Below are 14,270 nucleotides of genomic sequence, written 5' to 3' on the forward strand. Positions count from 1 at the left end.
CTACCGGTTTGGCTGCTACCGGTTTGGCTGCTACCGGTTTGGCTGCTACCGGTTTGGCTGCTACCGGTTTACTCGCCACAGGCTTAGCCGCTACCGGCTGACCTTGAACAGCACTCCGGCTTCGTCCCTTGGGCGCAGCCGGCAAGGCCGCGGGCTTTGCCTCCACAACCTTGGGAGCAGCCCCACGAGGCGAACTACCAGGACGTGCTCCAGCACTGCGGGCGGGAATCGACGACGCCGTAGAACGAACATCACCCTCTTTGATCAGCGCGAAGTCGACTTGCGCGCTTTCCAGGTTGGCGCTCATCACCTTGACCGTCAAAGTGTCGCCCAAGCGGTATTGCATGCCGCTCTTCTCGCCGACTATCGCCTGAATGTCTTTCTTGAAGTGGAAATAGTCCTTGCCAAGCTCGGAAATGTGCACCAGCCCTTCCACATACACATCATCCAGCAGTACAAAAACGCCAAAGCTGGTGACAGCGCTGATCTTGCCCTTGAAGACCTCGCCGATCTTGTCGCGCATATAGTAGGTCTTCAGCCAGGACTCCACGTCTCGGCTGGCATCGTCGGCGCGCCGCTCCGTCATCGAGCAATGCACCCCCAAAGCGGCCCACTTGCCAGGCTTGTACTTGCCGCCATTGAGTACCGCCTTGATCGAACGATGCACCAACAAATCGGGGTAACGGCGGATCGGCGAGGTGAAGTGCGCATAAGCTTCGTAAGCCAGGCCAAAGTGGCCGTTGTTGTCCGGCGTGTAAACCGCCTGCTGCATGGAACGCAGCAGCATGGTTTGCAATACCGGCGCATCCGGCCGTCCATGGATCTGCTCAGCCAGTTTGGCGTAGTCCTTGGCGGTGGGCTTGTCTCCGCCGCCCAAGCTCAAGCCAACCAGGCGTAGGTAGTTGCGCAGATTTTCCAGCTTTTCCTCGGTCGGTCCTTCGTGCACCCGATACAGCGCCTTGTGTCCGTTCTGTTCCAGGAAGTCGGCCGCGCAGACATTGGCCGCCAGCATGCATTCCTCGATCAGGCGGTGCGCGTCGTTGCGCACCACCGGCACGATGCGTTCGATCTTGCCCACATCGTTAAAGATCATCTGAGTTTCGGTGGAGTCGAACTCAATGGCGCCGCGCTGGCTGCGCGCGCCCAGCAAGACCTTGAACAAGGCATACAAGGTCTGGATCTGCGGCAACAAGGGATTGTCGCTGCCATTCTGAATCCAGTCCCATACTTGGGTATACGTCAGCCTGGCCTTGGACAACATCACCGCGGGATAGAACTGGTAACGCTTGACCACGCCCTTGGCGTTGATCTGCATATCGCAGACCATGCACATCCGTTCCACATCCGGGTTCAAGGAGCAGATGCCATTGGACAGCGCCTCCGGCAACATCGGAATCACCCGGCGCGGAAAATAAACCGAGGTACCGCGATTGATCGCTTCCTGATCCAGCGCATCGCCCGGTTGGACATAGAAGCTGACATCGGCAATGGCCACCACCAGGCGGAAGCCCTTGCCTTGCTTTTCCGCATAGACGGCATCGTCGAAATCACGCGCGGTCTCGCCATCTATGGTCACCAGCGGCAGCTCTCTCAGATCGACGCGATCCTTGGACCAATCCTTCTTGCGCACTTTCTTCGGCGTTGCCTTGGCCTGGGCCAACGCATCTTCGGGGAACTGGTGCGGCAGATCGTGCTTGCGCAGCGCGATTTCGATTTCCATGCCCGGATCGGCATAGTTGCCGAGCACTTCAATCACTTTGCCGATCGGCTGGCGATAAGCGTCCGGGTATTGGAGGATTTCCACCATCACCACTTGGCCGTCCCTGGCGCCGGCTTCGCCGCCCGGTTCGATCAAGATATCGTGATTCAGCTTCCGGTCCTCGGGCGTTACCACCCAAACACCGCGCACACGGTTGATGCGGCCGACCAGTTTGCTCACCACATGGTCGAGCACCTCGACGATCTTGCCCTCCTGGCGACCGCGGCGGTCGACGCCGGATGGCCGAACCATGACGCGATCGCCATGCATCGCCTTTTTCATTTCCCGCTCGGGCAGGAAGATATCTCCACCCTGCCCTTCGCCCTCATCTGGAATGGCAAAGCCATAGCCATCACGATGGCCCGATACCTTGCACTTGATCAGATCGAGTTTTTGCGCAACGCAAACCGCGCCTTTGCGATTGATGATGATTTCACCATCGCGTTCCATTGCGCGTAAACGGCGCTCGAAGTAAACCGATTCGGCGCGTTTAATCGATAACATGCGCGCTAATTCGTCAGGAAACAGCGGAATCCCTTGCTCTGCCAAAATCTGCAAAACGAATTCTCTGCTCGGCAAGGGATTGGAATATTTGAGTTTTTCCCGTTCCAGATGGGGGTCCTGTTCGCGCAGGGACAGGGATTTTTGTTTTTTTTGTATTCTAGCCATTGACACCCTCAAGAATATGTCTATAATTCGCATCTCGTTGCAGAGATGCAGCGAATAATACAGCAAAGCGAAGCCCAGGTGGCGGAATTGGTAGACGCACTAGGTTCAGGTCCTAGCGCCCGCAAGGGTGTGGAAGTTCGAGTCTTCTCTTGGGCACCAACAGTTTTCAGGTTTTTAGTCTTTTTGGACTAATACCCAGCAGTAATACAATCCAGGTTTATGCCCAGGTGGCGGAATTGGTAGACGCACTAGGTTCAGGTCCTAGCGCCCGCAAGGGTGTGGAAGTTCGAGTCTTCTCTTGGGCACCAATAAAACCCCGATGATCAATGATCATCGGGGTTTTTGCTTTTCCCCTACCCCGCCAGCGCCTCGCCGGAACGCCGATCCAGCCGCACGAACATCAACCCAGACAACATGGTCAGCACACCCATTACGACGAAGGCCCAGGCAAAGTCGCCAACCCCCAGTTGTTCATGACCACGCAGCGTCGCCACCCCTTGCACCACGAAAGCACCCACCGTCACCCCGAAGCCAGCGGCCAGTTGCTGCGCCACACCGGAGAGGCTGGTGGCATGGCTCATGCTGGCCGGCGTAACGTCGGCAAAAGAAATCGCATTGAGGCTGGTGAACTGCAGGGAACGCAGGCAACCGCCGAAGATAAACACCGCCAGCATCCAGACATAGCTTGGCGCTTCGTAGAACAGCGCATAGGCCGCAATGGACAGCCCTGCCAGCACGCTATTGACGATCAGCACCCGACGGAAACCAAAGCGCCGCAAGATGCGAGCCACTATGGTTTTCATGAAAATGGCGCCAACGGCGGTGGCGCAGGTCAGCAAACCAGATACGAAGGGACTAAAGCCCAAGCCCAGTTGCAGCATCAAGGGCAGCAGAAACGGCGTCGCTCCGATGCCGACCCGGAACATGAAGCCGCCAACCACACCGGCATGAAACGTCGGCAGACGCAATAAGGACAAATCCAGCAAGGGATGGACCGCCTTGCGGTAGTGCGCCAGATACAGCAATAGCAAGGCCATGCCCATGCCTCCCAGCGCGAGCGACCACCCGGTCGACACCAGATGCTTGCCCTCCGAGGCCAGACCCAACATCAGCAGCGACAAGCCCACTCCGGTCAACGCAAAGCCCGCCCAATCCAGCGGCGGCACCGCCTCGTCCCTCAAGTCTTCTATATGCCGGCGAGCCAGCCACCAGCCCAATACCCCGATGGGAATATTGATCAGAAAGATCCAGCGCCAATGAAAATAGGTACTGATGAACCCGCCCAGCGGTGGACCTATCACCGGCCCCAGCAAAGCCGGCACGGTCAGATAGCTGAGCGCGCGCACCAGATCCGCCTTGTCCGTGGTGCGCAGAATGACTAGCCGCCCCACCGGCACCATCATCGCGCCGCCCATGCCTTGTACGAAGCGCGCCAACACGAAGCTGCTCAAGGAAGCACTGACGACGCACAATAAAGAACCCAACACAAACACCACGATGGCTGAGCGGAAAATACGGCGCGCGCCAAAGCGATCGGCCATCCAGCCGCTAATGGGAATGAAGACCGCCAGACTCACCAGGTAAGAGGTCAAGGCCAGTTTCAGACCAATGGGATCGACGTGAAGATCATGTGCAATCGCCGGCAAGGACGTGGCAATCACGGTGGCGTCCATGTTCTCCATGAACAAGGCGGTGGCCACGATCAGGGGCGTGACCATGCCGGCGGCAAGCTTGAGCTGCATGATGATAGAATTTCGGAAAAACACAATCAGTGTAGCACCCGCCTCCGCCGCGACGAGCAGGCGGAGCGGCGCAAATGATGTCTAAACGTAAAGCGGCCTCGACCCGCCAAGGATCAAGCCAGCGGATGGCAAAACAGGCGCCGGCCATCCGCCGCGCTACGCTCCGCCAGTTCCAGCAAGGAAATCACTCGCCACGCCTCCCGCGCCGTCACCGGATTGGCGCGCTGACCGCGCGCGGCGCCGGCCACCGCGCGGTAATACTCGAGATAGTCCCCATCCGGTGCCGGCCGACGCTCGCCGACAGCCGGCGGCGGGCGGTACACGATGCCGGGTTCGGAATCATGGCCCCAGCCGCTTGACCCGGGACGCCCCCCGGCTTTCAAGAGCTCTTCCTGAGTATCCAGACCAAACTTCACATAACTGGCACTGGCGCCATGCAGGCTGAAACGCGGTGCCCCGCCGCTCACCAGGCAGGAACCATGCAATATTGCCTGGTATTTTCCGTACCCCAGCTGCACATGAAAGTAATCCGTCGCCTGCGCGCCGGCTCTCTGCCGGGATAAGTGCGCATAAATCGTCTGCGGCCAGCCCAGCAGCAGCAAGGCCTGGTCCAGCAGATGCGGCCCCAGGTCATACCACAGCCCCGCTCCAGGCTCATCCTGCTCGCGCCAGCGCGCGCGCACTTCTGGCCGATAGCGGTCGAAATGGGACTCGAAATGACTGAGAGCACCCAATTCGCCACTGGCCAGCAAGGCTTGCAGCGCCAGAAAGTCTGAGTCCCAGCGCCTGTTATGAAATACCGACAACAATGGACTACCCGTCCGCTCGGCCAACAAGCACAGTTCACGCGCCTGCTCCGACGCAACCGTGAACGGCTTGTCCACCACCACGTGCTTGCCAGCGAGCAAAGCCGCGCGCGCCTGCGGATAATGCTGCTGGTTGGGACTGGCGATAACGACCATATCAATCGCCGGATCGGTCAAGGCCTGCTCCAAGCTGGCCAACACCGGCAGTTGTGGCCAGTCGGCCTGAACCGCGTCCGGCCGGCTGCTGACCACGGCGGCCAGTCTCAGCTCGGGGACGGCGGCAATCAAAGGCGCGTGAAAAGTCTTGCCGGCATAGCCATAACCAACCAGGGCGACATTCAAAGGTTGCATGTTTTCGCTTTCCGTAACGATTTCGCAAACAGTCTACGCTGGCCGCGGACATGAAAAAACCCGCCGGTTAAGGCGGGTTTTCCTCCAGGACTGCAAGCAGGCTTACAGACCGTAGGGGTGACGCATCACGATGGTTTCTTCGCGATCCGGACCGGTGGAGATGATGTCCACCGGAGCGCCGCACACTTCGGCGATGCGGGTCAGATAGGCCTGGGCATTGGCAGGCAGATCTTCCCAGCGCTTGGCGCCGAAAGTGCTTTCAGTCCAGCCCGGCATGGTTTCGTACACCGGCACGCACTTGCTGACCGCGTCGGAACCGAAGGGCAGGATGTCCACTTTCTCGCCGTCCAGGGTATAGCCCACGCACAGCTTGATTTCTTCCAGACCATCCATCACGTCCAGCTTGGTCACGCACAGGCCGGACACGCCGTTGATCTGAATGGAGCGCTTGAGCGCGGCGGCGTCAAACCAACCACAGCGGCGCGGACGGCCGGTCACCGAGCCGAACTCGTTGCCGCGCTTGGCCAGGAACATGCCGATTTCGTTTTCCTGCTCGGTCGGGAACGGGCCGGAACCCACGCGAGTGGTGTAACCCTTGACGATGCCCAGCACGTAGTTAAGCATCTGCGGCGCCACGCCGGCGCCCGGAGCGGCCGCGCCGGCCACGCAGTTGGACGAAGTCACGTACGGATAAGTACCGTGGTCGATGTCCAGCAAAGTGCCTTGCGCGCCCTCGAACAGCAGCGGAATGTCCGCCTGGTTCATGTCGTACAGAGTGCGGGACACATCGGCCACCATCGGCTTGATGCGCTCGGCCAGTTTCAGGGTGTCGGCCAGGATCACGTCAAAGCTTACCGGCTCAGCCTGGAACAGCTTGGTCAGCATGAAGTTGTAGTACTCGACGTTTTCCTTCAGCTTCTCGGCAAAGCGGGCAGTGTCGAACAGATCGATCACCTTCAGCGCGCGACGCGCTACCTTGTCTTCGTAGCAAGGGCCGATGCCGCGACCGGTGGTGCCGATCTTGCCGGCGCCCTTGGCCGCTTCGCGCGCCTGGTCCAGAGCAACGTGGTAAGGCAGGATCAGCGGGCAGCCTTCGGAAATCTTCAGGCGAGCGGCAACGTTCACGCCTGCGGTTTCCAGCTCGTCGATCTCTTTGAGCAAGGCCTCCGGGGACAGCACCACACCATTGCCGATGAAGCACTCGACATCATCGCGCAGAATGCCGGACGGGATCAGACGCAGCACGGTTTTCTTGCCGCCGACCACCAGAGTGTGACCCGCGTTGTGGCCGCCCTGGAAGCGAACCACCGCACGCGCGTGGTCGGTCAGCCAGTCAACGATCTTGCCCTTGCCTTCATCACCCCACTGGGTACCGATCACGACAACGTTCTTGGACATTGGAAAAAACCTCTTCTTCAGTCAGATTCAAAAATCAGTTAAATGAAACCACTTGCCAACCCGAGCCATCCGGAGTCAGCTCGCGATCGCAATTCAGTGCCTGGGCCGACTCGCCCAGGTAATCAATCACCACCATTTCGCCGGCGGCGCGCAAGCGCACCACCTCGGCCCGCGCCTGCGGCCAGTGCTTGGCGGCCAGGCGAATGCCCCTGACCGAGCCTTGCTCCGGCAGGATGCGGATCAGATCGCGCAAATCCAGGCTGAAACCGGTGGCCGGACGAGCGCGGCCGAAACGCCGGCCGACATTGTCGTAACGGCCGCCTCGCGCCAATTCCTCGGCCCAGCCTTCGGCGTAGGCCGCGAACAGCAGGCCATTGTGATACTGGGTGCCACGCAGCTCGGTCAGATCAAAGCTCAGGGCCACGCGACCCTCCAGCGCCTTGGCCACCGCGGACAACTGCATCAGGCCCAGCTCCACTTCCGGCAGCGATGGCAGGCAGGAGCGCGCGCGCTCCAGGCCAGCTATCGGGCCATATAATTCAGGCAGCGCCAGGAAAGCGCTGCGATACGGCTCGGCGACATCGCGCACCAGCTCGCGGATGCTGGCCACGTCCTTGCTCTGCAACTTGGCGAACAAGGCGCGGCTAGTCTCGCTGGACAGGCCCGCCGCGGCAGAAAGCCCGCGATAAATGGCCATATGACCGATATCCAGTCGTACCCCACTCACCCCGGCGCGCTCCAGCGTCGCCAGCATCAATTCTATGACTTCCAGATCCGCCTCGATGCCGGCATAACCGTAAAGCTCCGCCCCCACCTGCATCGGCTCGCGGGAACCGGTGGCGCCATCCGGACGGGTGTGCACCACGCTGCCGGCATAGCACAGCCGGGTCACTCCGGTACGCTCGCCCAGCAGATGCGCGTCGATGCGCGACACCTGCGGCGTGATGTCGGCGCGCAGGCCCATCTGCCGGCCGGACAGATAATCGTCCAACTTGAAGGTTTTCAACCCCAAGGAGGCATCCTCCTCGCTCACCAGCGAGTCGATGTATTCGACCATAGGCGGCAGCACCAGCTCGTAACCCGCCACGCGAAAGCCTTCCAGCATCGCCGCCTTGGCGGACTCCACCTGGCGCGCGGTGGCGGGCAGGATATCCGCGATATACTCCGGTAACAGCCAATTGCGCATGATTCTTTTCAACAGAATAAAAGGCGGGAAGCATCCCGCCTTGTTATCAGCAAACTGGCCAGGTCGCCCCGGCCAGTGTTCCATTACTCGATTGTCCTGCGCGGCTTCCGCCGCCGCTTACTTGCTCTTGCCTGCTCCGGACTGCGGGTTCTTGAAGTACTTGAAGAACTCGCTGCTCGGCTCCAGCACCAGCACGTCGCTCTTGTTCTTGAACGACTCCTTGTAGGCATCCATGCTGCGCCAGAACGCATAGAAGTCCGGGTTCTTGCCATAGGCCTCGGCGTAAATCGCCGCCGCCTTGGCATCGCCCTTGCCCTTCAGGTCCTGGGCCTGGCGATACGCTTCAGCCAGGATCACTTCGCGCTGCTTGTCCGCTTCGGCGCGGATGCGTTCCGCGTCGGCGGCGCCTTCGCTGCGCAACTGGCTGGCGACGGTGCGACGCTCGGACTGCATGCGATCAAAGACCGAACTGCTTATTTTATCCGGAAAATCGACTCGTTTTAAGCGTACGTCGAGAATTTCTACCCCTATTTTACGCGCATCCGCGTCCGCGCGCTTGCGAACCGTGTCCATGACCTGGTCGCGCTTGCCGGAAATGACGTCGGCAACCATCTTTTGGCCGAATTCAGCGCGCAAACCGTCGTTGATGGTTTGTTTCAATCGCGCCACAGCGGCGGCCTCGGAACCCACGCTCTTGTAAAACTGCTCAACGTCCACCACGCGCCACTTGACGAAGCTGTCCACCAGCACGTTCTTCTTCTCGCGGGTATTGAACAGTTCCGGCGCTTCAGCGTCTATGGTCTGTACCCGGCGATCGAAATAACGCACGTTCTGCAGCAGCGGCACCTTGAACTGTATGCCCGGCTCCTTGATGATGCGCACCACTTCGCCAAACTGGAAAACCAGCGCGTACTGGCGCTGATCCACGGTGAACAGCGACAGGCTGGCAACAAATAGCACACCGGCTATGGCTACAACAGTCGGAATCAGTCTATCCATTGCTTATCGCTCCGCCCCAAAAAAATCACGTCCGCGAGTTACGTCCCGCCCTCCTTTGCCGGCACCGGCCGGTGCAGCCGGCGCCGCCTGTTCCGCGGCTTGCGGCGCGGCACTGGCGGCGGGCGCTGCTGCGGACGCACCCGGGTTGCTCTGCTGAATCAACTTGTCCAGCGGCAGGTACAGCAGGTTGTTACCGCCCTTCTGATCCACCACCACCTTGGTGGTGCTGCTCATGATTTGCTGCATCATGTCCAGGTAGAGGCGGTCACGCATGACCTTGGGCGCTTTGTTGTATTCGGACAACACTTGTTTGAAACGCGACGCATCGCCTTCGGCGCGGGAGACGACTTTCTGCTCATAGGCTTCTGCTTCCTGCTGCAGGCGCGCGGCCAAGCCTTGCGCCTTGGGCAAGACCTCATTGGCGTAGGCCAGGCCTTCGTTGCGCAGCTTGTCCTTATCCTGACCGGCCTTCACCGCGTCGTCGAACGCCGCCAGCACCTGCTCGGGCGGCTGCACCGCATTGATGTTGACCTTGGCGATACGTATGCCCAACGAATAACGATCCAGCACCTCCTGGATCAGCTTCTGGGTTTCCACCGCGATCTGAGCGCGGCCTTCGTTCAGCACGAAATCGACCTTGTTGCGGCCCACTACTTCGCGGATCGCGGTTTCGGTCGCCTGCTTGACGATGTCCTTGGCGTCTCGCTCGCGCGAGGCGTTGTTGAACAGGAAGGCGCGCGCATCCTTGATGTCGTATTGCACCGACAGCTGCACATCGATGATGTTCTGATCGGAGGTCAGCATCAGCGACTCCTCCGCCACCCGCGTTTGGGCGGTATTGCGGTAGCCCACTTCCACGCTGCGCACTTCGGTCAGGTTGACGATCTCGACCTTTTCAAACGGGAACGGCGCGTGCCATTGCAGGCCCGGTTCGGTCACCCGGTTGAAGCTGCCCAGGCGCAATACCACGCCCTGCTCGCGCGCGTCCACCACGTAGAAGCCGCTGGCCAGCCACAAGGCCGCCAGCACACCGACCACGGCCACGACGCCGCCCTTGAACGGCGGCTTGGCGTTGGCCGAGCCGGATCCGCCGGCGCCGCCATTGCCTTTGGCGCCTAGCAGTCGCGATAGCTTCTGGTTGAGGTTGCGGAATACTTCGTCGAGGTCCGGCGGCCCTTCATTGCCTCGGCGGCCCCGGTTAGGGTCATTCTGCGACATGCTCGTAATAGTCTTTATGGTTGTTTTGGGAAGGTTGCACGCATTCGGCAACCGCGGTTCGCAAGAGTTCCAGGCCGGCGCCGGTCAAAGCCGAAACCCGCACCGAAACCGGACGGCCGGCGGCGTCGCGCTCAATTTCCGGCTCCATCGCGCGTAGATCGCACTTATTCCAAACCAGCAGCTGCGGAATGCCGTCGGCGCCGATCTCGGCCAGCACCTTGTTGACCTCCTCGATCTGCACATCGCGCATATCGCTGGAGCAATCCACCACGTGCAGCAGCAAGTCCGCCTGCACCGTTTCCTCCAGGGTGGCGCGGAAGGCCGCCACCAGGGTATGCGGCAAATCACGGATGAAGCCCACGGTATCAGAAATGACGATGGAGGTCTGGTGATTCAGGAACAGCTTGCGGCTGGTGGTGTCCAGCGTGGCGAACAATTGGTCCGCCGCATAGATGCGCGCCTTGGTCAAGGCATTGAACAGGGTGGACTTGCCGGCATTGGTGTAACCGACAATGGACACCGAGGCGATGCCGGCGCGCCCGCGCCCCTTGCGCTGGGTATGGCGCTGCTTCTGCACTTGCGCCAATCGCTCTTTCAACGCCTTGACGCGGATGCCGAGCAGGCGGCGGTCGGTTTCAAGCTGGGTTTCGCCGGGACCGCGCAGGCCGATACCGCCCTTCTGTCGCTCCAGGTGGGTCCAGCCGCGCACTAGGCGGGTGGACATATGCGACAGCTGCGCCAGTTCGACTTGCAGCTTGCCTTCGTGGCTGCGCGCGCGCTGCGCGAAAATATCCAGGATCAGGCTGTTGCGGTCTATGACGCGGCATTGCAGCGCACGCTCCAGATTGCGCTCCTGACCCGGCGCCAACGCATGGTTGAATATCACTACATTGGCATCAGTGGCGCGCACCAGCAGGCCGACTTCCTCGACCTTGCCCTTGCCGGCGAACAAGGCGGCATCCGGTCGCTGGCGCTTGCCCTGCACGATGCCCATCACTTCAACGCCGGCGCTCTTGACCAGCTCGGCGCACTCGGCAATGTTTTCCTGGTAGTCGGCATCTCCAAAATCCAGGCAGACCAGCACCGCCTGGTCGCCTAAGTCGGGACGATCAAACACTATTTGAAAACCATAGTTGGGGCGCAAAAGACAAAAGGCCGACAAGCCGCGCCAACTTGGCGCGGCCGATCGGCCCGGTCACAAACACAGCAACGCTTTAGGCGTCTTGCTGCTCCTGTTTTTGCACCGGGTGTTCATGGGGAAGATTGACCGGACGGGCAGGCACGACGGTGGAAATGGCGTGTTTGTACACCATCTGGGTCACCGTGTTTTTCAGCAACACCACGTACTGGTCAAAGGATTCTACCTGACCCTGAAGTTTGATACCGTTGACCAGGTAGATGGACACCGGCACATGTTCCTTACGCAGGATGTTCAGGAACGGGTCTTGTAACATTTGCCCTTTAGAGCTCATTCGTTATTCTCCGAATCGTTGATTGTTGTATTAACTGAACCTTACAGCCCGGTTGTCTGCTTATTATTAGCAGAAAACATCCCGGCGTACTATTTTTTACTGCTGCTGCCCTTGCCGCTCTTGCCGTAACGCACTTCTTTTTCGCGTCCGCGCATCTTGGACATCGGCTTGGGCTTGGCGCGGGACTTCTCCTTGCCGTCGTCGTTGTCGAACGGATTGTCCGAAGACTTGTACTGCACGCGCAGCGGCGTGCCCTGCAGCTTGAACACTTTCCGGAAAGTATGTTCCAGATAGCGGGTATAACTGTTCGGCACCGCGTCCAAGGCATTGCCGTGCACTACGATGATGGGCGGGTTCTGCCCACCTTGGTGCGCGTAGCGCATCTTGGGGCGGATCAGCCCGGAGCGCGGCGGTTGCTGACGTTCCAGCGCCACTTGCAGTACCCGGGTCAGCTTGGGCGTCGCCAGCTTGGCCATCGCAGCCCGATAAGCCTCGTCGATGGACTTGAACAAGTCTGCCACGCCGCGGCCTTCAATGGCGGAGATGTAATGGAACTTTGCAAAGTCGAGGAAGTTCAGCTTGCGCGCGATCTCGCGGCGCACTGTTTCCTTCTGCTCGCCATCCAGGTTCTCCCATTTGTTCACCGCCACCACCAGAGCCCGACCCGCTTCCAGCGCGAAACCGGCGATGGTGGCGTCCTGCTCGGAAATATCCAATTGGGCGTCCAGCACCAGCACCGCCACATTGGCGTCTTCGATCGCCTTCATGGTCTTGATCACCGAGAACTTTTCCAGCATCTCGCTGACCTTGGCCCGGCGACGCACGCCCGCGGTATCAATGATGGTGTAAGTATGGCCATCTCGCTCAAAATCAATATATATGCTGTCGCGAGTGGTGCCGGCCTGGTCGAAGGCGATCACGCGCTCTTCGCCCAGGATGGCATTGACCAGGGTGGACTTGCCGACATTGGGACGGCCGATCACCGCGAACTTGGGATGGCGCGAGGCTTCTTCTTCCACTTCATCCGGAAAGTCGGCCAGCACCAGTTCCATCAATTCGCGCACGCCATCGCCATGAGCGGCGGAGATCACCAGCGGCTCGCCCAGCGCCAGTTCATGGAACTCGGCGCCGGCGATCGCGTGGCGCATGCCTTCCGCCTTGTTGACGGCGAGGAAGACCGGCCGCTGCAGCTGTCGCAGGCGATTGGCGATGATTTTGTCTTGCGGGGTCAGGCCATTGCGGCCATCCACCAGGAACACCACGGCGTCGGCTTCATCCACGGCCTGCAGGGTCTGCTTGGCCATTTCGAACAGAATGCCTTCGTCCACCACCGGCTCGAAGCCGCCGGTATCCACCACCAGGTACGGTTTTTCGCCGACGCGGCCTTGGCCATAATGGCGGTCGCGCGTCAGGCCCGGCTGGTCGGCGACCAGGGCGTCACGGCTGCGGGTCAGCCGGTTGAATAAGGTCGACTTGCCCACATTGGGGCGGCCGACCAGAGCTACGGTAGGTTTCATGAATACTGCTTTATTATCCCAAAGTCAGCAGCGCCAGGCGGCCGTCCTTGCCTTGCATCAAGGCGGACGAACCCAGCGATACCGGTTGATTGGCCAGGCCGGACCCGACCTTGACTCGGCCCACGATGCTGCCGCTCTCATTGGATAGCAGATGGGCGTAACCTTCGCCATCTCCAACCAGCACGAAGCGGCCCAACAGCGCGGGTCCGGTGACGTCCCGATATTTCAGGTCGTCGGTTTTCCAGAGATTGCGGCCGGTGCCGCGATCAAACGCCCACACCGAACCATCTTCCGCGGTCACGTAGACATTGCGGCCATCCACGGCCAGGCCGCGGCTGGAAGAAATCTCACGCGCCCACAGCAGATTGCCGGAACGCGCCTCGAAGCAAGCCACGCGCCCCTGGTAGGCGACGGCGCATACCTGGCCGCCGTCGAACACCGGCCGCGAGGTCACATCGGTCATGCGCTCCAACTCGGTGGCGCCGCGCGGATTGGCCACCGCGCCCTGCCACAGCGGATTGCCGGTTTGCGGATTGATGATGTCGAGACGGCCGCCGGCCTGCCCCACCATCACCGCTTCCTTGCCCACCGCCTGCATCGAACCATTATTGCGCACGGTCAGCTGTGGCAGCACATTGCCGCTGGACCACAGTTGCTTGCCGCCTTCGGCCAGGGAGAAGCCGGTCAGCCGCGCGTCGTTGGTACGCACCAGCACCATGTCGCCGGCCACTTGCGGAGCTTCCAACATCAAACTGGTCAGCGGCTGTTGCCACAATACCTTGCCGCTGGCACGCTCCACGGCCAGCAGCTTGGCGTCCTGGGTACCCACCAGTACCGTGTCGCCGGCCACGGCCACACCGGCGCTCAACTTGCGCTTGAGATCCACATCGGCGCTGACGCGACCGCTGAGCGCGTCTATGCTGCGCACGCGGCCGTCGGCGTCGGCGCTCACCACCAGGCCGTTGGCGTAGACCGGCAGGAAACCTGCGGCCGGCGCAGCCTGGCCCGCGGTCCATTTGACCTCCAGCCCCTGCAAGGGCTTGATCGTGACCAGCGGCGTGGGCTTGAACTGGCTATTGCTCTCAAACCAGCTGGCGCAGCCGGCCAGCAAGGAAGTGGACAGCACAGCGGTAAGCAACAATTGGCGGCGCAT

General features: G+C 60.7%; 11 protein-coding genes and 2 tRNA genes. 2 read left to right on the top strand and 11 right to left on the bottom strand.

The features are described from left to right. On the bottom strand, positions 1–2,419 hold a 2,419-nt coding region (rnr, locus tag ACE3QM_RS10585; protein ID WP_374421834.1), incomplete at its 3' end, for a ribonuclease R. A gap of 81 nt (positions 2,420–2,500) precedes the next feature. Between rnr and ACE3QM_RS10590 the strand changes: the two genes are divergently transcribed. After that, a tRNA-Leu gene (locus ACE3QM_RS10590) sits at positions 2,501–2,587 on the top strand. 62 nt (positions 2,588–2,649) lie between these two features. Continuing rightward, a tRNA-Leu gene (locus ACE3QM_RS10595) sits at positions 2,650–2,736 on the top strand. Positions 2,737–2,781: 45 nt separating this feature from the next. Here ACE3QM_RS10595 and ACE3QM_RS10600 read toward each other — a convergent pair. The 10 genes from ACE3QM_RS10600 to bamB form a co-directional block, all read right to left on the bottom strand. Further along, complete coding sequence (locus ACE3QM_RS10600) at positions 2,782–4,170, bottom strand: MFS transporter (protein ID WP_374421654.1); 1,389 nt, start codon at positions 4,168–4,170, stop codon at positions 2,782–2,784. A gap of 113 nt (positions 4,171–4,283) precedes the next feature. After that, positions 4,284–5,327 (bottom strand): oxidoreductase, encoded by a 1,044-nt coding sequence (locus ACE3QM_RS10605; RefSeq protein WP_374421656.1) that lies wholly within the window; start codon positions 5,325–5,327, stop codon positions 4,284–4,286. A 102-nt stretch (positions 5,328–5,429) separates the two neighbouring features. Then, positions 5,430–6,725, bottom strand: a complete 1,296-nt coding sequence (locus tag ACE3QM_RS10610) for an adenylosuccinate synthase (RefSeq protein ID WP_048409032.1) — start codon at positions 6,723–6,725, stop codon at positions 5,430–5,432. A 34-nt stretch (positions 6,726–6,759) separates the two neighbouring features. After that, complete coding sequence (locus ACE3QM_RS10615) at positions 6,760–7,911, bottom strand: ATP phosphoribosyltransferase regulatory subunit (protein WP_231462149.1); 1,152 nt, start codon at positions 7,909–7,911, stop codon at positions 6,760–6,762. A gap of 117 nt (positions 7,912–8,028) precedes the next feature. Continuing rightward, positions 8,029–8,910 carry a protease modulator HflC gene (hflC, locus tag ACE3QM_RS10620; RefSeq protein WP_048409034.1) on the bottom strand — a complete coding sequence of 294 codons (882 nt, stop codon included), beginning with the start codon at positions 8,908–8,910 and terminating at the stop codon, positions 8,029–8,031. 3 nt (positions 8,911–8,913) lie between these two features. After that, positions 8,914–10,128 carry an FtsH protease activity modulator HflK gene (hflK, locus tag ACE3QM_RS10625; protein ID WP_374421659.1) on the bottom strand — a complete coding sequence of 405 codons (1,215 nt, stop codon included), beginning with the start codon at positions 10,126–10,128 and terminating at the stop codon, positions 8,914–8,916. Then, positions 10,115–11,245, bottom strand: a complete 1,131-nt coding sequence (gene hflX / locus ACE3QM_RS10630; protein WP_374421661.1) for a ribosome rescue GTPase HflX — start codon at positions 11,243–11,245, stop codon at positions 10,115–10,117. Before hflX ends, hflK begins: the two co-directional genes overlap by 14 nt. Before the next feature lie 97 nt (positions 11,246–11,342). After that, positions 11,343–11,600 carry an RNA chaperone Hfq gene (gene hfq, locus ACE3QM_RS10635; protein WP_039756760.1) on the bottom strand — a complete coding sequence of 86 codons (258 nt, stop codon included), beginning with the start codon at positions 11,598–11,600 and terminating at the stop codon, positions 11,343–11,345. An 89-nt stretch (positions 11,601–11,689) separates the two neighbouring features. Then, positions 11,690–13,117, bottom strand: a complete 1,428-nt coding sequence (gene der, locus ACE3QM_RS10640) for a ribosome biogenesis GTPase Der (RefSeq protein ID WP_374421664.1) — start codon at positions 13,115–13,117, stop codon at positions 11,690–11,692. 13 nt (positions 13,118–13,130) lie between these two features. After that, positions 13,131–14,270, bottom strand: a complete 1,140-nt coding sequence (gene bamB / locus ACE3QM_RS10645) for an outer membrane protein assembly factor BamB (protein WP_048409038.1) — start codon at positions 14,268–14,270, stop codon at positions 13,131–13,133.

The sequence above is a fragment of the Chromobacterium sp. genome, from assembly GCF_041912965.1.
Classification (GTDB): Bacteria; Pseudomonadota; Gammaproteobacteria; order Burkholderiales; family Chromobacteriaceae; genus Chromobacterium; species Chromobacterium aquaticum.

What these genes read in the sequence shown, in the direction of transcription:
- ACE3QM_RS10600 (WP_374421654.1), bottom strand. Translation starts at nt 4,170, where the DNA reads ATGCAGCTCAAGCTTGCCGCCGGCATGGTCACGCCCCTGATCGTGGCC.
- bamB (WP_048409038.1), bottom strand. Translation starts at nt 14,270, where the DNA reads ATGCGCCGCCAATTGTTGCTTACCGCTGTGCTGTCCACTTCCTTGCTG.
- ACE3QM_RS10605 (WP_374421656.1), bottom strand. Translation starts at nt 5,327, where the DNA reads ATGCAACCTTTGAATGTCGCCCTGGTTGGTTATGGCTATGCCGGCAAG.
- der (WP_374421664.1), bottom strand. Translation starts at nt 13,117, where the DNA reads ATGAAACCTACCGTAGCTCTGGTCGGCCGCCCCAATGTGGGCAAGTCG.
- ACE3QM_RS10610 (WP_048409032.1), bottom strand. Translation starts at nt 6,725, where the DNA reads ATGTCCAAGAACGTTGTCGTGATCGGTACCCAGTGGGGTGATGAAGGC.
- hflC (WP_048409034.1), bottom strand. Translation starts at nt 8,910, where the DNA reads ATGGATAGACTGATTCCGACTGTTGTAGCCATAGCCGGTGTGCTATTT.
- ACE3QM_RS10615 (WP_231462149.1), bottom strand. Translation starts at nt 7,911, where the DNA reads ATGCGCAATTGGCTGTTACCGGAGTATATCGCGGATATCCTGCCCGCC.
- hflK (WP_374421659.1), bottom strand. Translation starts at nt 10,128, where the DNA reads ATGTCGCAGAATGACCCTAACCGGGGCCGCCGAGGCAATGAAGGGCCG.
- hfq (WP_039756760.1), bottom strand. Translation starts at nt 11,600, where the DNA reads ATGAGCTCTAAAGGGCAAATGTTACAAGACCCGTTCCTGAACATCCTG.